Origin of the sequence: Eikenella glucosivorans (assembly GCF_016025525.2) — a bacterium.
Taxonomy (GTDB): domain Bacteria; phylum Pseudomonadota; class Gammaproteobacteria; order Burkholderiales; family Neisseriaceae; genus Eikenella; species Eikenella glucosivorans.
Genome location: NZ_JACSGR010000006.1, coordinates 108,915 through 134,327, shown reverse-complemented (window position 1 = coordinate 134,327; position 25,413 = coordinate 108,915). Strand labels below are relative to the sequence as shown.

Sequence of the window (25,413 nt, the reverse complement as noted above, 5' to 3'; positions counted from 1 at the left end):
TTTGCGGCAAAGGTTTTCCTTTTCTACGCCGCTTCAGGCTACCTGAAAAATAAACTGCGGCAGAATCAAACCCCTGCCGCAGCTTTTCTTTCATGCCGCCAAATCAGAATCTGGCTTCAAAGCCCAGCGTGATGTTTCGGCCCGGTGCCGGCATATAGCTTTGCGCCAGTGGGTCGAGGTAATAGCGGTTGGTCAGGTTGGTTACGCCGAAATTCAGTGTGGCGTTGCGGCCTACTTTGTAGTTGGCGAATAAATCCACCGTGGTCACGCGGCCGTAGTATTTCTGATAGGTCGTGATGATGCGGTGATAAGGGCGGTCCATCTTGGTAATTGGCGGCGAGGTGTGGGTGATGCGGGCGCCGGTCGTCAGCTTCTGATTGAAGAAGCGGAGGCCGCCGGTGAGGCTGAGCATGTATTTGGGTGGGTTTTGCGCGGCAGAATAAGAGCTGCCGAAGCCGCCGTCCACACATTCGGGCACGTAGCCGAGACGCGGGTTGCCCGACAGACGGGATGAAATAAAGCGGTCGCACACCCTTGCCTTCTGATAATAGGTGGCCGAGAAATCGGCGAATACGCGCCCGTTGTCGTAGGAGGCCTGGGTTTCGAAACCGGATACCTTGAAGCGGTCTAGGTTGCGGAAATACATGAATTGCGCGGTGCTGAAGTATGCCTCCGGATCCAGGAAACGGGTGATGTAGTTTTTATAGTCGTTGTGGAAATAGGCCAGCTTGAACATGGCGCGGTCGTCGGTGCGGAACAGACTGTTTTGCACGGTGCTGATGCCGAGTTCCAGATTGCGGGCGCGTTCCGGCTTCAGCTCGGCAATAGTGCGCACATTGGCCGTGCCCATGCTGGTTTCAAACTGGGCGGGCAGGCGGATGCCTTGGGCGTAGTTGGCATACACTTGGCTGCCGGGGGCGAAACGCCACGTCAGGCCGAACGAAGGGGCAAAGCCGCTGCCGCGATAGGTTTTGGGCTCAAGCAGGGGGAAACGCGCCAAATCGGCATCGGTAATCTGATTGCGAGGCTTAAAGAAACTCATATCGTTTGTGCCACAACCGGCACCAGTACAGAACCAAGGATCAACGGGCCAACGGTTGTGATCGTGATTGGCGAAGCGGCTGTAGCGGCCGCCGGCGCGCAGGCTGAGCAAATCGCTCGGGCTGTATTCCAGATTGCCGAACACGCTACCTTCCCAACGGGTAGCATCCCGAATCACCCGTTCGGCACGTTTGTCGATTTCATCGGTAACCACCCAATCCTGTGGTTTAACCCGCTCGTGTCTGTAATCTGCGCCGGTATGCAACTGCCACTTGCCCGCACCATTTTCCCAACGCGATTTGTTGCTCACATTAATGCCCCAATTGGTGGCGTCCTGTGGTGACCACGAGTACGCCCTAGCATGCTGGTATTCCAAACCTGTTGGCGCATATGAGGAAGAAGCATTGAGTAAATTGGTTTTACTGTGCGTGCTCCACAACCCCACTTTCAAATCTACCCACGGATTATCGGGCGTATAACGGTAGTCGAGATTGTAGGCATTGATACGGGTATCGCCCGCCGGCCATTGTGCCAAACCAGGAACAATGTATTGCGGGCTTTGTGTTCTACGCGAAATGGCAGAAGGCATGATGTCGCCGATTTCGCCATGAAAATGGCGGTAAGACGCACTCAGACGATGTTCGGGTGTGATGTTCCATGCGCCCTTAAGCAGATAGGAACGGGTAACACTGGAAGTGTTCAACACTTCTTCGCCCGGGCGGAAGTTCCAATCGGTCACCCGCTCTGGCGGAGTATTTTCCCGTGTTGTTCCGGGTTGCTGCCAGCCGTGTTTACCGGCGAAATAGTTGCCCTGCTGGCGCAATACGTATGCTCCTAAAATTTCGAAACGGTCATTGCGCCAAGCGGCGGCAATGCTGTGGCTCCTGCCTAAATTTTCCCACGCACGGCTTTGATCGGTACGTGGAGTAACCATTGAAAATCGGCGGCGTTCATAAGTGCTAAGCCCGTTGGGCTTGATGCTGTTGCTGCTGATGCTGCTTTTGATGCGCACGCCGTAATCTTTGCCTTCCGGCACGATATCGTTGATGCCCAGCGTCTGCATCCGCACCACACCGCCAATCGAGCCGGAAGCGCCGCTTTCCATGCTCACGCCTTTTTCAATGTCCACCTTGCCGATAAGGTCAGGGTCGATATAGCTGCGCTGCTGCGTGCCGGAATAACCGCGGTACACATTCACCATCTGCTCGCCGCCATCCACTTGCACCGCCACGCGGTTTTGCCCTTGGGCGGCACGGATATTCACGTCCAAGCCGCCGCCGTTGCGCACGTCGCCCACGTTCACACCCGCCACGCCTTTAAGCATGTCGCCGGTGGAAATCACGCTGTAGCGGTTCAATTCCTCTCGGCTGATGTGGGTGGTGGATTTGCTGTCGGTAAAGCTGCGCTGCTTGGCGGATTGCCCGCGTATGACAATATCGCTCAATTCGGTGTCGGCTTTCGGTTCTGATCCCGTTGCCGTGTCGGCCAAGGCGGTTGCTCCGTTAAACGCCAGCCACACCGCCAAAGTCACTCTGCCAATCTTCGCATAACTCAACCCAATTTTGCGCTTCGCCTGCATGATTCACCCATATAATGAATTAAAACTATTCTCATTATATTAAGAAAATCAAACTAATTAAATGACATAATTTATTACGGGTATTCCAAATACAAATTTTTGCCTCCGCACGCGTTCACATATCTTTATACAAACCAATATGATTTCAGCGAAAATCCCCACGTGAAGCATGGCCGCAAAGGTAAGGGCTACCTGAAAACTTGTTTACGAGCAAAGACCAAAACCGCCACACAGCGCCCTTCTCTTGCTTCCAGCAAACCATCAGCAACAAACACCAAAAATTAAAATAAGGTAGTGAAAATCACTTTTTAATATCAGAAATAATAGTTAACTTACAGTTTTTCACTACTAAGGCATCTATTAAAAAACCGCAGGAATCCTTGCCGCCGCCTAAGGCGCAGCATAGAATCCCTATCCATCCCATCAGCAAATTGTTCCAACCCCGGCGGCAAACGCTGCCTTTTTATCCGAGCCCAATCGTGAACACCCCGATTTATAACTTCTCCGCTGGCCCCGCCGTGTTGCCGGAATCCGTGTTGCGCACCGCGCAAAGCGAAATGTTCGACTACAACGGCACCGGCTTTTCCGTGATGACCATGAGCCACCGCTCCGACGTGTTCATGAGCATCCTCTACCATGCCGAGCAAGACCTGCGCCAGCTGCTCGACATCCCGAACAACTATAAAGTCCTTTTCCTGCAAGGCGGCGCCAGCGCCCAATTCAACATGACCGTGATGAACCTGAGCAACGGCTTCAAGCGCGTCGATTCCGTGGTGACCGGCAACTGGAGCCGCATCGCCCACCAGGAAATGGGCAAACTTTCCGATGTAAACATCCATCTGGCCGCACACGGCGGCGAAGAGTTCAACTACACCGACCTGCCGCCCGTATCCTCTTGGGACATCGATCCCAGCTCCGCCTTCGTGCATTTCGTGATCAACGAAACCGTGCACGGCCTGCAATACCGCGAAGCGCCCAAGCTCGGTGCCGGCATGCCGCCCCTCGTGTGCGACATGTCGAGCGAAATCCTCTCCCGCCGCATCAACGTGGCCGACTACGGCGTGATCTACGCCGGCGCGCAGAAAAACATCGGCCCCTCCGGCGCCACCATCGTCATCATCCGCGAAGACCTGCTCGAACGCTGCTCCGAGCGCGTGCCCGATGTGTGGAACTACCGCTCCCACCTCATGCGCCAAGGCATGTACAACACCCCCGCCACCTACCCCATCTATATCGCCGGCCTCGTGTTCCGCTGGCTGCAATCGCAAGGCGGCGTGGCCCAAATGGAAACCATCAACACCCTCAAAGCCAAAACCCTGTATGCCGCCATCGACAACAGCGGCGGCTTCTACCGCAACCCCGTCGCCCCCGCCGCCCGCTCCAAGATGAACGTCATCTTCAGCACCGGCAATCCGGAGCTCGACGAGCTCTTCGCCCAAGAATCCACCACCCGCGGCCTGCGCCTGCTGCGCGGCTACAAGAGCATGGGCGGCATGCGCGCCAGCATCTACAACGCCATGCCCCTGCAAGGCGTAGAAGCCCTGATCGAATTCATGCGCGAATTCCAAAAACGCTACGGCTAAGCCTCTGGCTCGAGCGTATAATTAGGCTACCTGAAAATTATTTTTCAGGTAGCCTTCTCCTTTTCAGGTAGCCCTTTTTATCTGGAGCCCGCCATGATCAAAATCGAAAACGCCGTCAGCGAAACCCTGCTCATCCCCCTCTACATGAAATACCGCGCCTCGCAGCAGCCCGACCCCATCCTGCGCGATGAAGCCGCCTGCCGCCTCGTGCCGCAAATCGACTACGATTTCGCCCGATTCGACCGCGCCAAACACACCATCGTCGGCACCGCCATCCGCTCCCGCTATTTCGACCAGATCACCGCCGACTTCATCCGACGCCAAAGCCACCCCGTCATCGTCATCCTCGGCTGCGGGCTCGACAGCCGCCGCGAACGCCTCGGCAGCCAAGCCGGCAACGCCCCCTTCTGCCAGCTCGACCTGCCCGAAGTCATCGAACTGCGCCGGCAGCTCCTCCCCCCGCAAGCCAACGAAACCCTGCTCCCCGCCTCCGCCTTCAGCACCGAATGGATGGAAGATTTGCAAACCCGCCATCCCGAAGCCGCCTTCCTCTTCCTGATAGAAGGCGTGTTGATGTACTTCGCCATCGACACCGTGCGCGGCCTGTTCCAAAACCTCGCCGCCCGCTTCAGCGGCAGCGAAATCGCCTTCGACATGTGCAACAGCTGGACCGTCAAAAATTCCGCCCGTCACGAAGCCATGAAAAATGCCCGAGCCCGCTTCCAATCCTCTTGCGACAACGAGCGCGAAGCCGAACAATGGGCAAACAACCTCCACCTCATCTCCAGCCGCCTCCTCATCGGCGATTTCCCCGCCGAGTGGAAACGCACCGGCTGGCTTTCCCACCGCATCATGCGCCTCGTGCGCGCCATGCGCGAAAGCACCCGCCTGCTGCACTACCGCATTGATTAACCGCCGCTTGCAGCATTGGCCAACACAAAAAGGCTACCTGAAATTTTCAGGTAGCCTTTTTATGCATTGCTCACAGCCGGAATCAGATTTCCGGCTCTGTTTGAAACGCCCAGTGGTTTACCGGGCCGTGGCCATGACCGATGTTGAGCGGGTGGGAAATGGCGGCGGTGATGCACTGTTTGGCGGTGCGCACGGCGTTTTCCACGCTTGCGCCTTTGGCCAGCTCGGCGGTGAGGCAGGCGGAGAAGGTGCAGCCGGTGCCGTGGGTGTGCGGCGTGGGGAAGCGCGGGCTTTCCAGCGTGAACTGCGCGTCGGGCATAAACACCCAATCGCGGCAGACTTGGCTTTGCGAGCCGCCGCTGTGCCCGCCTTTGATCACCACGGTGCGCACGCCGGCTTCCTGCAACAGGCGGGCGGCGCGTTCGGCGTCGGCATCGCTCTGGATGGCGATGCCGGTGAGCGCTTCGGCTTCGGGCAGGTTGGGCGTGAGCACGTCGGCGAGCGGCAGCAGGTGGCGTTTGAGTGCGGAGACGGCGTTTTGCTGCAACAGCGGCGCGCCGCCCTTGGCCACCATCACGGGATCGACCACCAGCCGGCCAAACGGCTTGCCAGCCAGTTTTTCAGCCACGCATTCAATGGTTTCCGCCGTGCCCAGCATACCGATTTTGCAGGCGGCTACCTGAAAATCCGCGGCCACTGCATCGATTTGCGCGCGGATAATATCCAGCGGCACGCCGTGGATGGCCTGCACGCCCAGCGTATTTTGCGCGGTAACGGCCGTGAGCACGCTCATGCCGAACACGCCGCGCATCTGAAAGCTTTTCAAATCGGCCTGAATGCCCGCGCCGCCGCCACTGTCGGAACCGGCGATGGTGAGCGCCTGTGCGATTTTTGTCATGATGATCTCCTCATTCAATCGGTTAAAGCCATTCCACGCGTGCCCGCGCGGCGGCTTGCTGTGCATTGATTGCGCCGAGCTGGTCAATCAACGCCACGGCAAACGAGCCGCTCTGTGTATCCTGCAAGCCCTGCGCCGCCAGCTCGCCCGCCACGGCATACACGGTGCAGGCCTCAGCCACGGCGTGCAGCATGTCGCCCGGTTCGGCCACGGCGGCAAACGCCCCCACCACGGTGCTGAGCAGGCAGCCGGAAGCGGTTACTTTCGGAAACAGCGGCGTGCCGTTGCTCAGCTTGGCGGTGCGGCTGCCGTCGGAAATGTAGTCGGTTTCGCCGCTGATGGCGGCGATGCAGCCGTGTTGCTGCGCGATGCGTTGGGCGATTTCGCTCAAATCGGCCGAGCCGCTGCCCGCGTCCACGCCTTTGGCCTGCCAGGCCACGCCGGCGATGTGCGCCATTTCGCCGGCATTGCCGCGCACGGCGGCGAAGCGGATTTCGCGCAGCAGCCGTGCCGTGGTGTCGCGCCGCAGGGCGGTGAAACCGGCACCCACCGGGTCGAGCACCACCGGCACGCCGGCGCGGTTGGCGGATTTGCCGGCGGCGAGCATGGCTTCCACTTTGTGCACGTTCAGCGTGCCGATATTGAGCACCACCGCCGAGCTGGCGGCGGCAAGTTCGGCCATTTCGTCCACGCTGTCGGCCATAATCGGCGAAGCGCCGATGGCAAGCAGGCCGTTGGCGGAGAAGTTGGCAGATACAATGTTGGTGATGTTGTGCACCAGCGGGTTGCGGGCGCGCACTTGATCCAGATATTTGATTTGCATTGTTTGCTCCTTTGGCTTGGCAGGTGGCGGGCAAGAAAAAACGCCCGCTGCTGGGTCGGGCGTGTGTTGTACGGGAAAGCGCGTGCCTATTCTGCTTCGTTTCCACTTCGTTGAAGCCGGCGCTTTCAGGTAGCCTCAATGAAACGTTCGCGCTGCTCGGATAGTTTCCTACGCCAGTATTAACTGTATCAGGTACAACGGGTATTTTCTCAGCCGCACTGGGCGGCACCCCGACTAATCGCGGGCGGATTATAGCCTGCGTTCCGGTTTTTTGAAACTGCGGCGGGCATAAAGGCTACCTGAAAATAATTCAAACGGCAGCGGCATTTGTGCGCCCTGCCCTTATCCGTTTGAGGCTACCTGAAAACTCAAGTTCCAATTTTCAGGTAGCCTTTGATTTGTTTGCGGCAAAGGCATTCAACCCGCTTCGCTGCCGCCCACCGTGAGCCCCGCGTCGATGCGCAGCGTGGGCTGCCCCACGCCCACCGGCACGCTCTGCCCTTCTTTGCCGCACACGCCGATGCCGCTGTCGAGCGCCATATCGTTGCCGATCATGCTCACGTGCTTGAGCACTTCCGGGCCGCTGCCGATGATGGTGGCGCCCTTCACCGGGTATTGCAGCTTGCCGCCTTCCACCCACCAGGCCTCCGAGGCGCTGAATACGAATTTGCCGCTGGTGATGTCCACCTGCCCGCCGCCGAAGTTCACGGCATACAGGCCTTTGTCGATGGAGGCGATGATTTCTTCCGGCTCGCGGCTGCCGTTTTGCATGAAGGTGTTGGTCATGCGCGGCATGGGCACGGCGGCGTAGCTTTCGCGCCGGCCATTGCCAGTGAGCGGCATGCCCATCAGGCGGGCGTTGGTTTCGTCTTGCAGGTAGCCGGTGAGGATGCCGTTTTCAATCAGCACGGTTTGGCGGGTTTCGTTGCCCTCGTCGTCCAGATTGAGCGAGCCGCGCCGCAGCGCAATATTGCCCTGGTCCACCACGGTTACGCCCTCGGCGGCCACGCGTTCGCCCAGCCGCCCGGCAAAGGCGCTGGTGCCTTTGCGGTTGAAATCGCCCTCCAGCCCGTGCCCTACAGCTTCGTGCAGCAGTACGCCCGGCCAGCCGCTGCCGAGCACCACAGTCATGCTGCCGGCGGGCGCGGGGCGCGATTCCAGGTTTACCAGAGCCTGCGCCACGGCGGCGTTCACATATTCGCGCAGCCGCTTTTCACTGAAATAGTCCAGCCCGTGCCGTCCGCCGCCGCCGGCACTGCCCATCTCGCGCCGTTCGCCCCGTTTCGCCACCACGGTGATGCTCAGGCGCACCAGCGGGCGGATATCGGCGGCGGTGCGGCCATCGAGCCGTGCCAGATAAATCAAATCGTGTTCGCAAGTGAGCCCGGCCATCACTTGCACGATGCTGGGGTCGGCCGCTTTGGCCAGCTGCTCCACACGGTTCAATAGCGCTACTTTGGCCGCCGAATCCAGCCCGATAATCGGGTTGTCGGCGGCATACAGCGCAGGCTGCGTGCGGCTACCTGAAAAACTGCCTGAATCATCCAGCCTAATCTGCCGCTCCTGCCCCGCCGCACCGATGGTGCGCACAGCCTCCGCCGCCTGCCGCAACACCGCCGGGCTGAGGCTGTCGGCATAGGCGAACGCCGTTTTTTCGCCTGATACCGCGCGCACGCCCACCCCTTGGTCGATATGGAAGCTGCCGGACTTCACCATGCCCTCTTCCAAATGCCAGCTTTCATAGGCGGTGCGTTGGCAATAGATGTCGGCGTAATCCACATGGTGCGCGGAAATGGCGGCCAAGGCGCGGCTCAGCTCGGCGCTGTTTAACTGGTTAGCCTGCAAGAGTTGTTCGGAAACGGTTTGTTGGGTGGCATTCATGTGTGCGGACAAAGGATTTGCGTGAAAAGAAAAGCAGCATTATATAACGGAGAGCACCGAACCGACGCGGCAAGCATGGGTTCGCTTTTAATATTGAAAAAATAAATTGACGCAATATAAGCTGATAAAAATATTTTCCAGATAAATATTGATAACAATTATCGTTTATGTATAATACGGACATGCCCTGTCGACCCTCGGCCGGGTAATCCATCCCCTTTCAAATTCCCATAGGAGTGCGCCTAGCGAAACCGATTCCTCTACATCCCAATACTCAAAACCGAAAGCCGAAACCCGCTGCCCCAAACAGCGGGTTTCGGCTTTTTAGCATTTGCCCGTTAGGCCAAAATCGGTTTCACCGCAAAGAACTATATTTGATTTGCGCGATTTAAGCTATAATGCGCCGCTTTTCCACACGGCTACCTGAAAAATTCCACGGCGCTTTGCCGCCGCTAGCCGGCACAATTATCACTACTTCAAGGATTCAGAAAATGGGCTTTTTGCAAGGTAAAAAAATCCTGATTACCGGCATGATTTCCGAACGTTCGATTGCCTACGGCATCGCCAAAGCCTGCCGCGAGCAGGGCGCCGAGCTGGCGTTCACCTATGTGGTGGACAAACTCGAAGAGCGCGTGCGCAAAATGGCGGCCGAATTCGGCTCCGACCTAGTGTTCCGCTGCGACGTGCAGAGCGATGCCGAAATCGAGCAGGTGTTTGCCGACTTGGGCAAACAGTGGGACGGCCTCGACGGCCTGGTGCATGCCATCGCCTTCGCCCCCAAAGAAGCGCTCAGCGGCGACTTCCTAGACAGCATCAGCCGCGAAGCCTTTGAAATTTCGCACGACGTTTCCGCCTACAGCCTGCCAGCGCTGGCCAAAGCCGCCCGCCCCATGATGCGCGGCCGCAACAGCGCCATCGTCGCCCTATCCTACCTCGGCGCAGTGCGCGCCATCCCCAACTACAACGTGATGGGTATGGCCAAAGCCAGCCTGGAAGCCGCCATCCGCTTCACTGCCGCTTGTGTTGGCCCCGAAGGCATCCGCTGCAACGGCGTATCCGCCGGCCCGATCAAAACCCTGGCCGCCGCCGGCATTGCCGACTTCGGCCGCCTGCTCAACCATGTTGCCTCGCAAAACCCGCTGCGCCGCAACGTAACCATCGAAGAAGTGGGCAACACCGCCGCCTTCCTGCTCTCCGACCTCTCCTCCGGCATCACCGGCGAAATCACCTATGTGGACGGCGGCTACAGCATCAACGCCCTGAGCGACAGCGCAGGCTGATTCCGCACCGGCCTGCCCCGCTATCCCAGAGGCTACCTGAAAACAGTTTAACGAAAGTAAAAATCTGTTTTCAGGTAGCCTCTTGCTTAGGCCGCACCAAGACACTGCTCCGTTTTGGTGTTATCCTTAGCGCCTTTCCCACCACATCGTTTTTTGGTTTTGCCGCATGAAAAAACTCCTCCGGCTGGTTTCCGCCCTCATCCTGCTGCTGGCCGCGCTGCTCCTCGGCGCGCCCTACTACCTCGGCATCAAAGCCGAACAAAGCCTTGGTAAGCAGCACGAAATCCTGGCCGACACCTCCTTCCTGCAAATCGAATCCCGCCGCTACGAGCGCGGCTGGTTTTCCTCCACCGAAACCACCGTGGTGCGTTTCAAACCCACCTTCCTCGCGCAGCTGCAAGACAAACTGCCCGACAACATCCAAACCATCCTCAAGCAGCCCATCACGCTGGAAAGCCGTGTAAACCACAACCTGTTTGCCAACGGCATCATGCCCGTACGCGCCGTAGTCGACACCCAGTTCAATTTCGAGCCCGAAAGCCGCGAGATTTTGCAGCGCTTCTTCGGCAGCCAGCCGCCCGCCAGCCTGCGCAACGTGATCAACCTCAACGGCAGCGGCCACCTGTCTTGGCAAGTGCCCGCCTTCAAATACCAAGAGCTTTCCGGCATCGCCATCGATTGGCAGGGCCTCAAAGGCGAAACCGACTACGCCAAATACTTCACCTCCTACCAAACCGACCTGGAAAACCCCGGCCTCACCATTACCCTGGCCGACAAAGGCAGCATCGCCTACCAAGACCTCAAACTGCACACCGAAACCCGCGACGGGCAGCACAAGCTCGCCTTAGGCAGCAGCAAACTCACCCTCGGCCAAGTGCAGGTGGAGTGGAAAGACAGCATCAACTACGACATCCGCCTCAACGATGTGCTCAACATGGTGTCTGACCTGCAGATCGGCAGCTTCATCAACCCCTACGGCCAAGTGCCCCCCGCCAAAATCAGCCTCACCGACCTGCACATCGAAACCAGCATGGCGGAAGACGGCCAATGGGTAAACACCGAAGGCAAATTCGGCTTCGCCAAACTCAACTACGGCAACGACAGCTACGGCCCGCTCGCCATCATCGCCAGCGCCGAACACCTCGACGCCGAAAGCCTTTCCGCCCTCAAAACCCGCCGCGACCAGCTCGTTACCCAACACCTGAACGACGAACAAATGCGCGAAGCCCTGCTCGCCACCCTGCGCCGCGAAGCCGCCGGCCTCTTCACCAACGACCCGGTCATCCGCCTCAAACAATTCGACCTCACCACCCCGCAAGGTATGATCAGCAGCAGCGGCGAGCTCAAATTCAGCGGGCTCACCGCCGCCGATCTAAACGACATCAACAGCATGATGGCCAAAACCGATGCCGATTTCCACATCGCCATCCCGCAGAAACTGATCGAGCAGCTCACCGCCTCCCAGGCCAAAAACTACATCAGCGTCGATCCCTCCCTGCCCAATGCCGATAAAGAAATCCAAGAAGCCGTACGCCTCTGGCTCGACAACATCCTCACCGGCATGGCACGCCAAGGCTACCTGAAAATCGACGGCAACCAAATCGTCAGCACCCACATCGTGATTCGCGACCAAGCCCTCAGTATGAACGGCAAACGCATCGAATCACAGGCCGACCAAGACCTGCTGCCCGACAGCTCCCTGCCCGCCGACGGCAGCGCGCCTGCCGCCCCAGCGTCCGTGCCCGCCCAAGCAAGCCATCCCGCCGCGGCCGCATCCGCTCCGTCGAAGAGCGCATCCGCCCCTTAAACCGAAAAAAGAAGGCTGCCGTTTTTCAGGTAGCCTTCTCACTATTTCCGCCAGCAGAGTTTCTGCGAAGCCAACACCAACAACACGCATCTCTCCAACACGTCGTAACCCATTTTCAGGGAAACCCAGCAACCAAACCCGCCACACCGCCAAAGGCTACCTGAAAGCGTAAGCTTCAACGCAGTTAAAACGATGTTTGCGCGTAGCCCAAGCTGAGTTTCTGCGAAGCTGAAACATCGTTTCAACAAAGTTAAACTGCCCGCCATGCTCCAAACCGACTCCCTCACCGCCGCCGAACCCGAGCGCCTCATCACCGCCCGCCAGATTTCCAGCCAGGAAGAACAGCTCGAACGCGCCCTGCGCCCCAAAACCCTCGCCGACTACATCGGCCAGGCAAAAACCAAAGAGCAGCTCGGCATCTTCATCACCGCCGCCAAACAGCGCAGCGAAGCCCTCGACCACACCCTCCTGTTCGGCCCGCCAGGCCTGGGCAAAACCACCCTCGCCCACATCATCGCCAAAGAGCTCGGCGTGAACCTGCGCCAAACCAGCGGTCCCGTGCTCGAACGCGCCGGCGACCTTGCCGCCCTGCTCACCAACCTCGAGCCACACGACGTCCTCTTCATCGACGAAATCCACCGCCTCAGCCCCGTGGTGGAAGAAATCCTCTACCCCGCCCTCGAAGATTACCAGCTCGACATCATGATCGGCGAAGGTCCCGCCGCCCGCAGCGTTAAAATCGACCTCCCCCCCTTCACCCTCGTCGGCGCCACCACCCGCGCCGGCATGCTCACCAACCCCCTGCGCGACCGCTTCGGCATCGTCTCCCGCCTCGAGTTCTACACCGCCACCGACCTCGCCACCATCGTTGAGCGCTCCGCCGGCCTGCTGCAAATGAGCCTCGACGACACCGGTGCCCTCGAAATCGCCCGCCGCAGCCGCGGCACCCCCCGTATCGCCAACCGCCTGCTGCGCCGCGTGCGCGACTACGCCGAAGTGAAAAGCAACGGCCAAGTAAACGCCGAGCTCGCCGACGCCGCCCTGCGCATGCTCGACGTGGACCACGAAGGCCTCGACATGATGGACCGCAAATTCCTCGAAGCCGTGCTGCACAAATTCTCCGGCGGCCCCGTTGGGCTGGACAACATCGCCGCCGCCATCGGCGAGAGCACCGACACCATCGAAGACGTGATCGAGCCCTACCTCATCCAGCAAGGCTTCCTCCAGCGCACCCCGCGCGGCCGCGTGGCCACCGAACGCAGCTACAGTCACTTCGGCCTACCGTTTCAGCCCTAAAAGCAGGCTACCTGAAAATACTTCCAGCTTTTTTCAGGTAGCCTCTTTAAGCCTGCACGAGGCCAGCTGAAGGCCTAAGCCCCAGCAAAGCCAAAACAAACTTTCCTCGGGAAGCCAAGCTGCTGCGAAGCCAAAGCAAAACGGCGGCCTGCCCGCGCAGCCAAAAACACATTCCGAGCAAACCGCCGCCCTTTTAAAACCCGGCCAAACCAAGCGCCATATTTTCAGGTAGCCTTCTGCCCGCCTGAGGCTACCTGAAAACCTTACCCCACCCCATCAAAACCCATGCCATGACCCAATTCTCTCCCACCGACCATGCCCTGATGCAGCAAGCCCTCGCCCTCGCCTGGCAAGGCCGTTTTTCCACCTCGCCCAACCCCCGCGTCGGCTGCATCATTGCACACGGCAGCCAGATTGTCGGGCAAGGCTTCCACCTCAAGGCCGGCGAACCGCATGCCGAAGTACACGCCCTGCGCCAGGCCGGCGGCGCCGCGCAAGGCGCCACCGCCTATGTCACCCTCGAGCCCTGTGCCCACCACGGCCGCACCCCGCCCTGCGCCGAAGCCCTCATCCGCGCCGGTGTGGCCCGCGTGGTGGCCGCCATGCAGGATCCCAACCCACTGGTGGCCGGCAAAGGACTGGCCATGCTCGAAGCCGCCAGCATCCAGGTAGCCTCAGGCCTGCTGGAAAGCGAAGCGCGCCGGATTAACCGCGGCTTTCTTTCGCGCATCGAACGCGGCCGCCCCTTCGTGAAGCTGAAAACCGCCGCCAGCCTCGACGGCAAAACCGCGCTGTCAAACGGCCAAAGCCAATGGATTACCGGCGAAGCGGCGCGGCACGACGTGCAAATCCAGCGCGCCGAAAGCTGCGCCGTGCTAACCGGCATCGGCACCGCACTGGCCGACAACCCGCGCCTCACCGTGCGCAGCTTCCCCACTCTGCGCCCTCCACTGCGCGTGCTGCTCGACAGCCGCCTGCGCCTGAGTGCCGGCAGCCACCTGCTCGACGGCAGCGCCCCCACGCTCATCTACACCCTGTCCGAGCGCCCCGCGCCCGCCGGAGAAGCCGAAATCTGCCGCCTGAGCCCCGATGCCCAAGGCCGCCTTGATTTGTCCGCCGTGCTGGCCGACCTCGCTGCGCGCGGCATCGGCGAGCTGATGCTGGAAGCCGGCGCCACGCTGAGCAGCGCGTTTCTGGCACAGGATTTGGTGGACGAAATCGTGTGCTACCAAGCGCCCAAGCTGCTCGGCGGCACGCAATCGCCCACCCTGTTCAGACTACCTGAAAACCCCTCCGCCCTCGGCCGTGCGCCCGACTGGCAAACCGTGAGCGTGGAACAGCTGGGCGACGACATCAAATGGGTGTTGCAACGGCGGCGCAGTTGAAGCGTGCGGGCAAATATAGTGGATTCAATTTAAACCGGGACAAGGCGGCGAGCCGCAGACAGTACAAGCAGTACGGCAAGGCGAGACAACGCTGTAGCGGTTTAAATTGAATCCACTATAAAATACCGGCCGCTTGGGCCGGTATTGTGTTTGCGGTAATGGCGAAAATTTTTCAGGTAGCCTTACTTGCTGATTGCTCTTTTTAGTTGCATCCTAAAAAGGAAGACTACCTAAAAATTTGGCACGGCAGAGTGTCTGCGCTGCTTTATTTTTCAGGTAGCCTTCGGGCGTGTTGCCAAACTCAAACCGAGAAGGAAGAGCCGCAGCCGCAGGTGGTGGCGGCATTGGGGTTGCGGATCACGAACTGCGAACCTTGCAGGCTTTCGGTGTAGTCGATTTCAGCGCCGACGAGGTATTGGTAGCTCATGGGATCGACTAGGAAGGTAAGGCCGGCTTTTTCGATTTGGAAATCATCGTCGTTCACGATGTCGTCGAAGGTGAAGCCGTATTGGAAGCCGGAGCAGCCGCCGCCGTTCACAAACACGCGCAGTTTCAAATCGGGGTTGTCTTCTTCCGCAATCAGCTCGGCCACTTTGTTGCAGCAGCTTTCGGTGAAGATGATGGGGTTGCTTTCGTCAATGTCGGACATGATTCATTCCTTTTCTGTGTTATGCCTGTGTGATACGGGACGGGCTTATTGTTGCGCAAAGTGCGGCTTCGGGCAAGCAGGCTGCCGGAAAATGCTAAGCGGCAGATAGGGGCGAATCAGCCGGTTTTAAAGTGCGGCCAAGCCGGTTTAACGCAATTTCCCGCCAAGGCTACCTGAAAACCCGAAGCGCCTCTGCTAGCAAGCCTGCCCCGCCATATAAGCAAACCGTCTAAACAAACAACCAACGATTCTTTCCCTTTTATGCCGCCGCTCGGTAGAGTAGCGCCTGTCTGCAATCCATCCGAAAGGGAACCCATCATGTCGATACGCAAATTCGGCTCATTGCTGGCCGCCGCCGCGCTGCTGGCCGCCTGCTCGCCGCAAGAGGGCGCCTCTGGCAACGGCGCTTCAGCCGCCTCAGCCGCTTCCGGCAATGCCGCCGCCCCCGCCGGCAACATCGTGCTCACCAACGTTTCCTACGACGTGGCGCGCAATTTCTACGAAAAATACAATCCGCTCTTCAACCAGCAACATCCCGACATCACCATCAAACAATCGCACGGCGGCTCCAGCAAGCAGGCGCTGGCCGTGGCCAACGGCCTGCAGGCCGACGTGGTGACCATGAACCAAAGCTCCGACATCGAGCTTTTGGTGGAAAAAGGCCTCGTTTCTCCCGAATGGCAGAGCCGGCTGCCGGATAACGCCGTGCCCTTTACCAGCACCACCGTGTTCCTCGTGCGCAAAGGCAACCCGCAAAACATCCGCGATTGGAACGACTTGGCGCGCGACGGCGTGAAAGTGATCATCTCCAACCCGAAAACCACCGGCAACGGCCGCTATTCCTTCCTCGGCGCCTACGGCTATGCGCTGAAAGCCAATAACGGCGACGATGCCAAAGCACGCGAATTCGTGGGCAAGGTGATGCACAACGTGCCAGTGTTCGACAGCGGCGGCCGCGCGGCCACCACCACTTTTGTGCAACGCCAAATCGGTGATGTGCTGGTAACGTTTGAAAACGAAGCACAGCTCGCCACCAAGCAGTTTGGCGAAGGGCAATTTGAAATCGTGTATCCCGCCTATTCTGTGCGCATGGAAAGCCCGGTGGCCGTGGTAGACAGCGTGGTAGACAAACGCGGCACGCGCGAAGCGGCCACCGCCTACCTGCAATACCTGTGGAGCAAAGAGGCACAGGAGCTCGGCGCCAGCCTCTACCTGCGCCCGGCCAACCCCGAAGTGCTCGCCGCCCACGCTAGCACGCTGCCGCCGGTGGAAACCTTCCGCCCCACCGACGTGTTCGGCCCGTGGAAGGAAATCATGCCCAAATATTTCGGCGACGGCGGCGTATTCGACCAGCTGATGAAGGTGCCGGGCAAATAAGCTTCCTTGGCTTCAACCGATCAAACCTGCTTCAACCCAAAGGCTGAAAGGCTACCTGAATTTTCAGGTAGCCTTTTGGTTTGCAATGTTCACGCTTTGATTTTTTCGTAGCCAACATCAAGGCTACCTGAAAAATAGTTTTCAGGTAGCCTTTTGCGCCTCGGGCAGTCTCACGCCACCATGCCCGCAAGCACTTCAAAATAAGTGGGGAAGGTTTTGTTTACGCATTGCGGGTCGTTGATGACCACGGGCACACCCAGGAGCGATACCAGCGCGAAGCACATCGCCATGCGGTGGTCGTCGTAGGTGTCGATGCGGGCGTTGGCCGCCAGGCGCGGCGGCGGGGTGATGTGGATGGCTTCGGCTTCTTCCTCCACCCGTGCGCCGAGTTTGCGCAACTCGGCGGCCATGGCGGCAATGCGGTCGGTTTCCTTCACGCGCCACGAACCAATATTGCGCAGGCTGCACCGCTTGCCCGTGGCCAAGGCCACGATGGCCAGCGTCATCGCGGCATCGGGGATATGGTTGGCATCCAAATCAAAGGCTTGTATTGGCTGCCCGGGGCGGCGGGCTACCTGAATATAGTTTTCGCCCCATTCCACCGTGGCGCCGATTTTCGCCAGCTCGGCGGCAAAGGCGGTGTCGCCTTGGATGCTGTGCCGCCCGATGCCGTACACGCGCACGGGTGTGGCGGCCAAGAGCCCAGCGGCGAGGAAATAGGATGCGCCGGAAGCGTCGCCTTCCACGTGCAACGCGGCGGGGGCGTGGTATTTTGCATTTTGGCGAAACTCACTGCGTTCGTTTTCAGGTAGCCTGAACAAGCGGTAGTCCTCATGCGCCACGTTCACGCCGAACTGCGCCATCAGCTTGAGCGTAATATCGATATAGGGCTTGGAAATCAGCTCGCCGCACACTTCGATTTCGTGCGCTTCTCCGGTGAGCGGCAACGCCATCAACAGCGCGGTGAGAAACTGGCTGGACACATTGCCCTGCACCGGTATGCGCCGCACGCCGCTTGCGCGGTATGCGCCAATGCGCAGCGGCGGGTAGCCGGCCTGCCCTTCGTATTGCACGCTGGCACCGGCCACGCGCAGCGCGTCCACCAAATCGCCGATCGGCCGCTCGTGCATCCGCGCCACCCCGTGCAGGCGGTAGCGGCCGCCGAGCAGGGCGAGCACGGCGGTGAGCGGGCGGAAGGCGGTGCCGGCGTTGCCGAGGAACAAATCGGCTCTATCCTGCGGGAAACGTCCGCCACAGCCGTGCACGGTTACGCTGTGGGCGCTGTGTTTTTCAATGCGCACGCCAAGGGCTTGCAGCGCGGCGAGCATGTGGCGCGTATCGTCGGCGTCGAGCAGCGATTCGATGCGGCAGGCGTTATCGGATAAGGCAGCCAGCAGCAGCGTGCGGTTGCTGATGCTTTTCGAGCCGGGCAGCGTGATGGCGGCGGGGCGTAGGCGGGCGGCAGGCAGGTAGAGGGAATCGGTCATGGCAAGAACAATGCAAGGAATATGAAGACGGCACATTATAGCCTTAAACCGCCAATCCACGCTGCCCGCAGGCTACCTGAAAATCGCCTGCCGCAACCTAGTTATTTTCAGGTAGCCCAAACAGGCACAAGCCACCCCGGCCGCTAATCATTTATTACCCATCACCCCATTTCCGCCACCAAACGGCAACTTTATTTTACTCATCCCCACTTGTCCTCCCCCCGCCAAAAGCCTATAATCCGCCGCACAAAAGCGCCACGGCACCACCGCCTGCCAAGCAGCGATCGCCATCCCGAAATTTATCCGAAATATGGAGCAATGCCATGAAATTACTTCCAGTTTGCGCCGCAGCCGCCCTGGCTGCCGGTTTTGCCCTCCCCGCTGCCGCCGCACCCGCCCGCGCCGGCAGCGTGGCCTACTCCTGCGACAACGGCCAACGCGCCGATGTACGCTATCGTTTCGATAGAAACGGCAAAGCCGTCAGCGCCGAAGTGAGGGCCGGCAATATCCGCGCCACGCTGCCCGTGAACGCCCGCCGCTCCGACAGCACCGGCACCACCTTCAGCGCCCGCGGCTACACCCTCTCCGGCGGCTACATCGATGCCCACAACTACAGCACCACCGAGCTGGTCGGCCTCAGTGCTAACAACCGCTTCGTGGTGAAAAACTGCCAGCCGCATACCGCCGGCGCCCGCAGCGAGGAGCGCGCCGAGCACGAACGCCCGGCCGCTGCCGGCAACGTGGCCTACCAATGCCAGAACAACCGCCGCCTCAATGTGCAATACAGCTTCAACCGCCAAGGCGTGCCTACCCGCGCCGTGGCCGACATCGACGGCCGCCGCCGCACCCTTGCCTACAACCTCAACCGCTCCGACAATATCGATACCGTGTTCACCAGCAACGGCTACACCCTTTCCGCCGGGCAGCTTGATGCGCAAAACTACCGCCACCAGAGCGGCATCATGATTACCACTCCCGCCAACCGCATCGCCTACAAAGACTGCAGCCCGCGCTAAGGCTAGGCCGTCTGCCAAAACCGATAAAGGCTACCTGAAAACACGCATGTTTTCAGGTAGCCTTTATTTTTCAGGTAGCCTCTATGGCATTGGCTCGCTTACCGGCGGCAACCGCTACATCTCGCCGTAGTTCGGCCCGCCGCCGCCTTCGGGGCAAGCCCAGGTGATGTTGGCTGCGGGGTCTTTGATGTCGCAGGTTTTGCAGTGGATGCAGTCGGCGGCGTGGATGTGCAGGCGCGGCTGGCCGTTTTCCTGCACGATTTCATACACGCCGGCGGGGCAATAGCGGGTTTCGGGGGCAGCGAAGCGGCGGTAGCCGATGTCGATGGCGGCCTGCTCGCTGGCGAGCTTGAGGTGCGGCGGCTGGTTTTCTTCGTGGTGCGTGTTGGCGAGATACACGCTGCTGGCGCGGTCGAAGGAAACTTGGCCGTCGGGCTTGGGATACTCGATGGGGCGGCACTCGGCGGCGAGCTTCAGGCTGCCGCGGTCTGTGCCGTGGTGGGCGAGCGTCCACGGTGCGCGGCCGCGGAAGAGGTACACGTCCAGCGCGCCGTAGCCCATGGCCGGCCAAAAGCCCCATTTGAAGGCGGGGCGGATGTTGCGTGCGCGGTAGAGCTCGTCGTGCAGCCAGGATTGACGGAAGGATTCAATATAGGCGGCGGCTTCTGCGCCCTCTTCCACCGCGCCGTTGTGCAACACGCCGAATACGGCTTCCGCCGCCAGCATGGCCGATTTCATTGCAGTGTGCGCGCCCTTGATGCTGGGCACGTTGAGAAAACCCGCTGCATCGCCCACCAGAACGCCGCCCGGGAAGGTGAATTTGGGCAGGCTCTGCAAGCCGCCTTCGGTGAGTGCGCGTGCGCCGTAGGCAATGCGCCGCCCGCCGGCAAACACGGGGCGGATGGCGGGATGGTTTTTAAAACGTTGGAACTCTTCAAACGGCGAGAGATAGGGGTTTTGATAATCCAACCCCACCACGAAGCCGACGGCCACTTTATTTTCGGCCAAGTGGTAAAGGAAGGAGCCGCCGTAGGTGCGGCTGTCGAGCGGCCAGCCCACGGTGTGCACCACGCGCCCGGGCTGCGACTGCTCGGGCGATACTTCCCAGATTTCCTTAATGCCCAGGCCGTAGGTTTGCGGCTGGCTGTGTTGGTCTAATTGAAACCGGGCAATCAGCTGCTCGGAAAGCGAGCCGCGGCAGCCTTCGGCAAAAATCGTCTGCCTGCCCCACAGCTCCATGCCGGGCTGGTAGGCCTCGGTGGGCTCGCCGTTTTTGCCGATGCCCATGTCGCCGGTGGCGATGCCTTTCACGCTGCCGTCGGCACGGTACAGCACTTCGGCGGCGGCGAAGCCGGGATAAATCTCCACGCCCAGCGCTTCGGCCTGCTCCGCCAGCCAGCGGCACAGCATGCCTAGGCTGATGATGTAGTTGCCCTGGTTGTGGAAGCTGGGCGGTAGGGGCAGGCGCAGCACGGATTGGCGTGTGAGATACAACAGCCGCTCTTGCCGCACCGGCTGGCTCAGCGGTGCGCCCTGCTCGCGCCAATTTGGCAGCAGCTCGTTTAAGGCTTTGGGGTTGAATACCGCGCCCGACAAAATATGCGCGCCCACTTCGGAGCCTTTTTCCACCACACACACGCTGATTTCGCCGCCCGCCGCAGCCGCCAGCTGCTTGAGCCTTATCGCTGCCGACAGCCCGGCCACGCCCGCGCCCACGATGACCACGTCGTATTGCATGCTGTCGCGTGCTGTATTGTCTGCCATATCTTCATTTCCTATTACTTGTGGGCGCATCCCGCCCGCCTCAAAACCAAACTATGATTTTACCATGCCGACAAAAGGCTACCTGAAACGATGTCTTGCCGAAACCGAAACCGTTCAACCCATCGGCAAAATTTTCAGGTAGCCTTTTATCGTGCGGCGCTTCGATGTGTTTGGCGCCAAGCGATTTGCCGCCGGAAGCATCGGCAGGCTTACTGCGCCGTTTGCGCAGCACGTTCGGCTTGCGCGGCGCGTGCCGCCCGGCGTGCTTCGCGTTGCCGCTGACGGGCTTCCAGCCGCTGCCTGCGGCGGCAGCTGGTGGTTTCTTCCGCCTGGATTTGCCGGCCGCTGTTCAGGTCGAATACGCGGGCGGCGCAATAGCCGAGGTCGGGTTGGTAATCCACTTGGCCGGTGATCATTGCCACTTCGTAGTTGTGGCCGGCCTGCGGCACGAAGCTGATGGCGAGACTGCAGGTTTGCCAGCTGTCGGGCGTATTGAGCAGCTGCAGGGTGAGGGGCTTGCCGGCGCGCACGTAAAATTCGGCACTGCGGCGGCTGCCGGACACGTTGTGCGGGTCGGGCATATTCAGGCTGCGGCCGCGGTAGCCGCTGCTGCCCACCATGCCGCCAAAGATGGTGCCGGCACCGGGTTTGCGCCAGTCGAGGCAGTCGGATTCGGGCACGCCTTTCACCAGCATATTGGCCACCACGCGCACGCGGGCGCGTTCGCCGCTTTCGGGTTCGCTCATTTTGGCAAATTGTGTGCCAACGGAGGAGCAGGCGCCTAAGGCGAGCAGCAGGGGGAGGAGTTTGAGGGCGGATGACATTACAAATTCCCTTTATAAACAATAATAACAGCTATCTAAAACCTCTCGCTCACGTTTGATGACAAGCGGGTTCGGTTTTCACTTCGTTGGGGCTTGCGTTTTCAGGTAGCCTGGGAAGCGGCCAGGCTGCCTGCCGGCAATATCCCCGGCGCAGCCAAAATGTTTCCAAACCGGCAGGCTATTTGCCGAACAGCGCCGCCACCATCTCGGCCTGTTCTTCGGTAAACGCGGGTTCGCCGAGGCGGGCGGCCACGGTGAATTCGTTGGCAAATTGCCGCTGCTCAGACACGGCCTGCCATTCTTTGAGCTTGGCGGTTTTGCCTTGTTTGAGTTTGGCGGCGGTTTGCAGGGCGGTTTGTTTGCGGGTGGGCATGATTCAATGTTTGTTCAAACGGCAGGATAAGTTTTCAGGTAGCCCCACGGATGCTTGAGGCTACCTGAAAATGCAAGCCTCAATGCGGATAACAATCCGGCTATTGGGTGAGCAGCTCCAGGGCTTCGCGGTATTTGGCCAGGGTCTTTTGGATGACTTCGGCCGGCACGACGGGGGCGGGGGGCTGTTTGTTCCAGCCGCTTTGTTCGAGCCAGTCGCGGATGAATTGTTTGTCGAAGGACGGCGGGTTGCTGCCCACTCGGTATTGGGCGGCGGGCCAGAAGCGGCTGGAATCGGGGGTGAGCACTTCGTCCATCAGGGTGAGCGTGCCGTTTTGGTCGAGGCCGAATTCGAATTTGGTGTCGCAGATGATGATGCCGCGGCTGCGGGCGTGGGCGGCGGCTTCGCTATACAGGGCGATGGCTTTGCGGCGCACTTCTTCGGCCAGCTCGCGGCCGATGATTTGGGCACACTGCTCGAAGCTGATGTTTTCGTCGTGGTTGCCCACGGCGGCTTTGGTGGAGGGGGTGAAGATGATTTCGGGCAGCTCTTCGGCTTCGCGCAGGTTTTCAGGTAGCCGGATGCCGCACACGGCGCCGGTTTGGCGGTATTCTTTCCAGCCGCTGCCGGCAAGATAACCGCGCACGATGGCTTCGATTTTGAGCGGTTCGAGCCGTTTGGCGACGACGGCGCGTTTTTCCAGCGCGGCGGCGGTGTCGTGCGGCAACACATCGTATACGGTTTGGCCGGTGAAGTGGTTGGGCATGATGTGGGCAAGTTTGCCAAACCAGAAATTGGAGATTTGGGTGAGGATTTCGCCTTTGCCGGGAATGGGTTCGTTTAGGATCACGTCGAAGGCGGAGAGGCGGTCGGAGGCGACGATGAGCATGGTTTGGCTGTCGATTTCATACAAATCGCGCACTTTGCCGGAGTAGATTTTTTTCAGCGGGATGGTGGTCATAATGGCTTTCGCGGGTGGATGGTCGGAAAACCGGTATTTTAGTCCAATTGCCGCACGGAAAGAATGGTGGGGCGGAAATATCGTGTGCGGCGCAGGCCGGAAGGGCAAACTTCGCGCGGCCAACAGTTGCCGAAACGCGCTTTATGCTTGAGAATGCCGGATGTTTCGGCAGGCTGCCCGAAACGGCCTGTATTTTTCAGGTAGCCTTTCCCCATCCAATCCCAACAAGGAAAACCCATGAGCAATTTGATTATCGAAGACATCGAAACCGGCAGCGGCAAGGCCGCCGAAAAAGGCAAACGCATCACCGTGCACTACAGCGGCTACCTTACCGACGGCAGTAAATTCGACTCCAGCCTCGACCGAGGCCAGCCGCTCACCATCATCTTGGGCGTGGGCCAGGTGATCCGCGGCTGGGACGAAGGCTTCGGCGGCATGCGCGAAGGCGGCAAACGCAAGCTCACCATCCCGCCGGAAATGGGCTACGGCGCACGCGGCGCCGGCGGTGTGATTCCGCCAAACGCCACGCTGGTGTTTGATGTGGAATTGCTGAAGGTGCACGATTAAACGGCTTCTGGCAATGCAACGAAAAGGCTACCTGAAAACCGGAAACGGGTTTTCAGGTAGCCTTTTACCAAGCGGGAAATGTTAGAGCTGCCCGCCCATTTGCGCCACTTCGTGCGGGTTGAGCCGCGCTTCGTCTTCCTGCCCCAAGCCCACTAGGCGGCGCAAGCGGGTCATATATAGGTTCACATCCAAGCCCTGCCCGCTGCGCTGCGCCGCCCAGATGGTTTCGGCCAGGGCTTCCATCATGTCGTGCTCGGCACGCACCCAGTCGCCGGCATAGCGGCCTTGCAGTTCGTGGTGGATGGCGCGGATGCCGGGCGGCTGGTCGATGTCGCTCTGTTCTTGGATCGAAAGGTGCAGCGACAGGTGCAGGAAGGGATTGGTTTCGCCCTGCTCGGGCGTCCAATTGTGTTCCAGATAGCGCTCGATGTTGTCTAAATAATGGTGGTATTCGGGGTGCGCTTCGATGATGCGCAGCGCCTTTTGCTGCAATTTGCTCAACTGCAAGGGCGCGAGCCGCTGCCGCCACACTTCGGCGAAAAAGCGGCGCACGTCGTGCGTGTTTACGTCATACATTTTTCAGGTAGCCTCAAGCCTTAGGCACGGATCACCAGGGTGTTGGCCAGCCAATCCTGCGGCGTGCGGCGGCCTTCCGGGTCCATGAACATCATGATGATGCTGGCGGCCAGCAAGATCAGTGCCAGCAGCCCGCCCAACAGCGGCACCAGGCCAAACACGATTTGCAGCACGAAAAACACCACCCATTCGCGCAACAGCACCCCTTTGAGCAGGCCGATCGGCCCACCGTCGTCGCTGATCACGCGGATGTGCATGATCCGTTTGCCCAAACTCTGTCCGGTTTTCACCATCATCATGGTTTGGCCGATGCCGTAAACCAGCATCACCACCAATCCAACCACCGCATTGTTCGAGCCATCCATAAAATTCCGGCCAACTGCCGATCCCGCAAAACCGAGGATAAACCCCGTTCCAAGGGCAAACACAAACATCAGCACCACGTTCAGCGCAAAGGCTGCCACGCGCCGCCACGGCTCGGCCAGTTCCACCTCCATATCGTCGCCATAATCATCGCCTTGCAGGGCGGAGGAATAGTAGGCCTGGCGGAAGCGTTCAGCCGTGCTGCGGCCGGATGAGCGGTTGCGGAAATCTTGCATGATATTCCCTTTCTTATTGTGGTTGAGACGTTTTCTTTTCTTATAGAGGCTACCTGAAACCTGTTTTCTTCCCGATTGTTTTCAGGTAACCCTTGAGCAGATTATACCGCTACTGATAGCGCTGCCCATTGTGCTCCAGCCAGCCGTTTGCATGGCGGCCGGCGGGGTCGTGGTGCGTCCAATGGATCACGCCGCCTTGGGCGTTGTATTCGTATTCGCCGGAAAAACCCACCGTGTCGCCGCGCTGCAAACGCGGAATGCGCGGGGCAAGATCGATATTGTGCGCCACGAGCACGGTTTGCCCGTTTGAAAGCTTCATGATGAAGCGCTGGTGGCGCGAGCCTTGCGTGTCGTCGGGCAGGGTACGGTGCACCGTGCCGCTGCCGCTTACCTGAACGTCGCTGCGCTGCTCGGCAAAAGCGCGGGCAATCAGCTCGGCACCATTGTCGCCGGTTTGGCTGGCAGCGGGCGCGCCATCAGTATGCTGCACGCGCGATTGTTCGACCACAGCAGTCTGCTGCGGTGCGGCGCCCTGCTCCGGCTTGGCCGGCTGCCCGGCAAAGTGGAAATACGCAGCCATACCGAGCAGCGCCAACAGCCACAGCCATTTGTTTTGTTTTCTGTTCATCATCTTCCCAATGTGTTCACATCTGCTTGAGACTACCTGAAAACACGGCGCAAACGATTTTTAGCTTGGCAAAACTCAGTTTTGCTCGTAAGGCATCATTATTCAGG

The 25,413-nt window shown here is 59.7% G+C and carries 24 protein-coding genes and 1 riboswitch; of the genes, 9 read left to right on the top strand and 15 right to left on the bottom strand.

Annotated features, from left to right (window positions below; translation table 11 throughout):
- Positions 1 to 103 precede the first annotated feature (103 nt).
- Positions 104 to 2,596, bottom strand: coding sequence for a TonB-dependent receptor domain-containing protein (locus H9Q10_RS08705; RefSeq protein WP_197903570.1), 2,493 nt, complete (start codon positions 2,594 to 2,596; stop codon positions 104 to 106).
- Positions 2,597 to 3,096: 500 nt separating this feature from the next.
- Here H9Q10_RS08705 and serC point away from each other — a divergent pair, with 500 nt between their 5' ends.
- Positions 3,097 to 4,203 carry a 3-phosphoserine/phosphohydroxythreonine transaminase gene (serC, locus tag H9Q10_RS08700; protein ID WP_197903682.1) on the top strand — a complete coding sequence of 369 codons (1,107 nt, stop codon included), beginning with the start codon at positions 3,097 to 3,099 and terminating at the stop codon, positions 4,201 to 4,203.
- Between the two features lie 93 nt (positions 4,204 to 4,296).
- On the top strand, positions 4,297 to 5,115 hold the full coding sequence (locus tag H9Q10_RS08695; RefSeq protein ID WP_197903569.1) for a class I SAM-dependent methyltransferase: 819 nt from the start codon (positions 4,297 to 4,299) through the stop codon (positions 5,113 to 5,115).
- A gap of 82 nt (positions 5,116 to 5,197) precedes the next feature.
- Here H9Q10_RS08695 and thiD read toward each other — a convergent pair whose 3' ends face one another.
- The 3 genes from thiD to tldD form a co-directional block, all read right to left on the bottom strand.
- Complete coding sequence (gene thiD / locus H9Q10_RS08690) at positions 5,198 to 6,013, bottom strand: bifunctional hydroxymethylpyrimidine kinase/phosphomethylpyrimidine kinase (protein ID WP_197903568.1); 816 nt, start codon at positions 6,011 to 6,013, stop codon at positions 5,198 to 5,200.
- 22 nt (positions 6,014 to 6,035) lie between these two features.
- Positions 6,036 to 6,836, bottom strand: coding sequence for a hydroxyethylthiazole kinase (gene thiM / locus H9Q10_RS08685; protein WP_197903567.1), 801 nt, complete (start codon positions 6,834 to 6,836; stop codon positions 6,036 to 6,038).
- 148 nt (positions 6,837 to 6,984) lie between these two features.
- Positions 6,985 to 7,079: riboswitch (TPP riboswitch) on the bottom strand.
- 174 nt (positions 7,080 to 7,253) lie between these two features.
- Positions 7,254 to 8,717: a metalloprotease TldD gene (gene tldD / locus H9Q10_RS08680; protein WP_197903681.1), complete on the bottom strand. Its 1,464-nt coding sequence runs from the start codon at positions 8,715 to 8,717 to the stop codon at positions 7,254 to 7,256.
- 491 nt (positions 8,718 to 9,208) lie between these two features.
- Between tldD and fabI the strand changes: the two genes are divergently transcribed.
- From fabI to ribD, 4 genes are all read left to right on the top strand, one after another.
- Positions 9,209 to 9,997 carry an enoyl-ACP reductase FabI gene (fabI, locus tag H9Q10_RS08675; protein ID WP_197903566.1) on the top strand — a complete coding sequence of 263 codons (789 nt, stop codon included), beginning with the start codon at positions 9,209 to 9,211 and terminating at the stop codon, positions 9,995 to 9,997.
- Positions 9,998 to 10,163: 166 nt separating this feature from the next.
- Positions 10,164 to 11,804, top strand: coding sequence for a YdgA family protein (locus H9Q10_RS08670; protein WP_197903565.1), 1,641 nt, complete (start codon positions 10,164 to 10,166; stop codon positions 11,802 to 11,804).
- Positions 11,805 to 12,068: 264 nt separating this feature from the next.
- Positions 12,069 to 13,100 carry a Holliday junction branch migration DNA helicase RuvB gene (gene ruvB, locus H9Q10_RS08665; protein ID WP_197903564.1) on the top strand — a complete coding sequence of 344 codons (1,032 nt, stop codon included), beginning with the start codon at positions 12,069 to 12,071 and terminating at the stop codon, positions 13,098 to 13,100.
- 290 nt (positions 13,101 to 13,390) lie between these two features.
- Positions 13,391 to 14,485: a bifunctional diaminohydroxyphosphoribosylaminopyrimidine deaminase/5-amino-6-(5-phosphoribosylamino)uracil reductase RibD gene (gene ribD / locus H9Q10_RS08660; RefSeq protein ID WP_197903563.1), complete on the top strand. Its 1,095-nt coding sequence runs from the start codon at positions 13,391 to 13,393 to the stop codon at positions 14,483 to 14,485.
- A gap of 301 nt (positions 14,486 to 14,786) precedes the next feature.
- Here ribD and erpA read toward each other — a convergent pair whose 3' ends face one another.
- On the bottom strand, positions 14,787 to 15,134 hold the full coding sequence (gene erpA / locus H9Q10_RS08655; RefSeq protein ID WP_218042268.1) for an iron-sulfur cluster insertion protein ErpA: 348 nt from the start codon (positions 15,132 to 15,134) through the stop codon (positions 14,787 to 14,789).
- Positions 15,135 to 15,452: 318 nt separating this feature from the next.
- On the opposite strand from erpA, the gene H9Q10_RS08650 reads away from it, so the two are divergent.
- Positions 15,453 to 16,511: a sulfate ABC transporter substrate-binding protein gene (locus H9Q10_RS08650; protein ID WP_197903562.1), complete on the top strand. Its 1,059-nt coding sequence runs from the start codon at positions 15,453 to 15,455 to the stop codon at positions 16,509 to 16,511.
- A 170-nt stretch (positions 16,512 to 16,681) separates the two neighbouring features.
- Here the strand turns inward: H9Q10_RS08650 and aroA are convergent, their stop codons facing one another.
- Entirely contained in the window at positions 16,682 to 17,998 is a 1,317-nt protein-coding gene (gene aroA, locus H9Q10_RS08645) for a 3-phosphoshikimate 1-carboxyvinyltransferase (RefSeq protein ID WP_197903561.1), read from the bottom strand.
- 323 nt (positions 17,999 to 18,321) lie between these two features.
- Here aroA and H9Q10_RS12175 point away from each other — a divergent pair, with 323 nt between their 5' ends.
- A complete protein-coding gene (locus tag H9Q10_RS12175) occupies positions 18,322 to 19,014 on the top strand; it encodes an ACP-like domain-containing protein (RefSeq protein ID WP_238480179.1) in 693 nt (230 codons plus the stop codon).
- A 114-nt stretch (positions 19,015 to 19,128) separates the two neighbouring features.
- On the opposite strand, the gene H9Q10_RS08635 is transcribed toward H9Q10_RS12175, so the two are convergent.
- From H9Q10_RS08635 to H9Q10_RS08610, 6 genes are all read right to left on the bottom strand, one after another.
- On the bottom strand, positions 19,129 to 20,778 hold the full coding sequence (locus H9Q10_RS08635; RefSeq protein ID WP_197903560.1) for an electron transfer flavoprotein-ubiquinone oxidoreductase: 1,650 nt from the start codon (positions 20,776 to 20,778) through the stop codon (positions 19,129 to 19,131).
- Between the two features lie 40 nt (positions 20,779 to 20,818).
- Positions 20,819 to 21,010 (bottom strand): hypothetical protein, encoded by a 192-nt coding sequence (locus H9Q10_RS08630; RefSeq protein WP_197903559.1) that lies wholly within the window; start codon positions 21,008 to 21,010, stop codon positions 20,819 to 20,821.
- Complete coding sequence (locus H9Q10_RS08625; RefSeq protein WP_197903558.1) at positions 20,988 to 21,602, bottom strand: hypothetical protein; 615 nt, start codon at positions 21,600 to 21,602, stop codon at positions 20,988 to 20,990. The genes H9Q10_RS08630 and H9Q10_RS08625 overlap by 23 nt, the downstream gene beginning before the upstream one ends.
- Before the next feature lie 178 nt (positions 21,603 to 21,780).
- Positions 21,781 to 21,975 carry a cyanate hydratase gene (locus H9Q10_RS08620; RefSeq protein WP_197903557.1) on the bottom strand — a complete coding sequence of 65 codons (195 nt, stop codon included), beginning with the start codon at positions 21,973 to 21,975 and terminating at the stop codon, positions 21,781 to 21,783.
- Positions 21,976 to 22,075: 100 nt separating this feature from the next.
- The gene (locus tag H9Q10_RS08615; RefSeq protein ID WP_197903556.1) at positions 22,076 to 22,936 is read right to left on the bottom strand and encodes a phosphoribosylaminoimidazolesuccinocarboxamide synthase; all 861 of its coding nucleotides are present in this window, start codon (positions 22,934 to 22,936) and stop codon (positions 22,076 to 22,078) included.
- 38 nt (positions 22,937 to 22,974) lie between these two features.
- A complete protein-coding gene (locus tag H9Q10_RS08610) occupies positions 22,975 to 23,175 on the bottom strand; it encodes a hypothetical protein (RefSeq protein ID WP_197903555.1) in 201 nt (66 codons plus the stop codon).
- Between H9Q10_RS08610 and H9Q10_RS08605 the strand changes: the two genes are divergently transcribed.
- The gene (locus H9Q10_RS08605; RefSeq protein ID WP_197903554.1) at positions 23,174 to 23,503 is read left to right on the top strand and encodes an FKBP-type peptidyl-prolyl cis-trans isomerase; all 330 of its coding nucleotides are present in this window, start codon (positions 23,174 to 23,176) and stop codon (positions 23,501 to 23,503) included. The two genes, H9Q10_RS08610 and H9Q10_RS08605, sit on opposite strands and share 2 nt — an antisense overlap.
- Before the next feature lie 81 nt (positions 23,504 to 23,584).
- On the opposite strand, the gene H9Q10_RS08600 is transcribed toward H9Q10_RS08605, so the two are convergent.
- The 3 genes from H9Q10_RS08600 to H9Q10_RS08590 form a co-directional block, all read right to left on the bottom strand.
- On the bottom strand, positions 23,585 to 24,079 hold the full coding sequence (locus H9Q10_RS08600; protein WP_197903553.1) for a DUF1841 family protein: 495 nt from the start codon (positions 24,077 to 24,079) through the stop codon (positions 23,585 to 23,587).
- 20 nt (positions 24,080 to 24,099) lie between these two features.
- Positions 24,100 to 24,678, bottom strand: a complete 579-nt coding sequence (locus tag H9Q10_RS08595) for an RDD family protein (protein WP_197903552.1) — start codon at positions 24,676 to 24,678, stop codon at positions 24,100 to 24,102.
- A 109-nt stretch (positions 24,679 to 24,787) separates the two neighbouring features.
- Positions 24,788 to 25,306: a DUF3465 domain-containing protein gene (locus H9Q10_RS08590; RefSeq protein ID WP_197903679.1), complete on the bottom strand. Its 519-nt coding sequence runs from the start codon at positions 25,304 to 25,306 to the stop codon at positions 24,788 to 24,790.
- Positions 25,307 to 25,413 lie beyond the last annotated feature (107 nt).

What these genes read in the sequence shown, in the direction of transcription:
- H9Q10_RS08635 (WP_197903560.1), bottom strand. Translation starts at nt 20,778, where the DNA reads ATGGCAGACAATACAGCACGCGACAGCATGCAATACGACGTGGTCATC.
- H9Q10_RS08600 (WP_197903553.1), bottom strand. Translation starts at nt 24,079, where the DNA reads ATGTATGACGTAAACACGCACGACGTGCGCCGCTTTTTCGCCGAAGTG.
- aroA (WP_197903561.1), bottom strand. Translation starts at nt 17,998, where the DNA reads ATGACCGATTCCCTCTACCTGCCTGCCGCCCGCCTACGCCCCGCCGCC.
- H9Q10_RS08615 (WP_197903556.1), bottom strand. Translation starts at nt 22,936, where the DNA reads ATGACCACCATCCCGCTGAAAAAAATCTACTCCGGCAAAGTGCGCGAT.
- thiD (WP_197903568.1), bottom strand. Translation starts at nt 6,013, where the DNA reads ATGACAAAAATCGCACAGGCGCTCACCATCGCCGGTTCCGACAGTGGC.
- ruvB (WP_197903564.1), top strand. Translation starts at nt 12,069, where the DNA reads ATGCTCCAAACCGACTCCCTCACCGCCGCCGAACCCGAGCGCCTCATC.
- tldD (WP_197903681.1), bottom strand. Translation starts at nt 8,717, where the DNA reads ATGAATGCCACCCAACAAACCGTTTCCGAACAACTCTTGCAGGCTAAC.
- H9Q10_RS12175 (WP_238480179.1), top strand. Translation starts at nt 18,322, where the DNA reads ATGAAATTACTTCCAGTTTGCGCCGCAGCCGCCCTGGCTGCCGGTTTT.
- thiM (WP_197903567.1), bottom strand. Translation starts at nt 6,836, where the DNA reads ATGCAAATCAAATATCTGGATCAAGTGCGCGCCCGCAACCCGCTGGTG.
- H9Q10_RS08695 (WP_197903569.1), top strand. Translation starts at nt 4,297, where the DNA reads ATGATCAAAATCGAAAACGCCGTCAGCGAAACCCTGCTCATCCCCCTC.
- fabI (WP_197903566.1), top strand. Translation starts at nt 9,209, where the DNA reads ATGGGCTTTTTGCAAGGTAAAAAAATCCTGATTACCGGCATGATTTCC.
- H9Q10_RS08610 (WP_197903555.1), bottom strand. Translation starts at nt 23,175, where the DNA reads ATGGGTTTTCCTTGTTGGGATTGGATGGGGAAAGGCTACCTGAAAAAT.
- H9Q10_RS08625 (WP_197903558.1), bottom strand. Translation starts at nt 21,602, where the DNA reads ATGTCATCCGCCCTCAAACTCCTCCCCCTGCTGCTCGCCTTAGGCGCC.
- ribD (WP_197903563.1), top strand. Translation starts at nt 13,391, where the DNA reads ATGACCCAATTCTCTCCCACCGACCATGCCCTGATGCAGCAAGCCCTC.
- H9Q10_RS08595 (WP_197903552.1), bottom strand. Translation starts at nt 24,678, where the DNA reads ATGCAAGATTTCCGCAACCGCTCATCCGGCCGCAGCACGGCTGAACGC.
- H9Q10_RS08650 (WP_197903562.1), top strand. Translation starts at nt 15,453, where the DNA reads ATGTCGATACGCAAATTCGGCTCATTGCTGGCCGCCGCCGCGCTGCTG.
- H9Q10_RS08590 (WP_197903679.1), bottom strand. Translation starts at nt 25,306, where the DNA reads ATGAACAGAAAACAAAACAAATGGCTGTGGCTGTTGGCGCTGCTCGGT.
- H9Q10_RS08620 (WP_197903557.1), bottom strand. Translation starts at nt 21,975, where the DNA reads ATGCCCACCCGCAAACAAACCGCCCTGCAAACCGCCGCCAAACTCAAA.
- H9Q10_RS08670 (WP_197903565.1), top strand. Translation starts at nt 10,164, where the DNA reads ATGAAAAAACTCCTCCGGCTGGTTTCCGCCCTCATCCTGCTGCTGGCC.
- erpA (WP_218042268.1), bottom strand. Translation starts at nt 15,134, where the DNA reads ATGTCCGACATTGACGAAAGCAACCCCATCATCTTCACCGAAAGCTGC.
- H9Q10_RS08605 (WP_197903554.1), top strand. Translation starts at nt 23,174, where the DNA reads ATGAGCAATTTGATTATCGAAGACATCGAAACCGGCAGCGGCAAGGCC.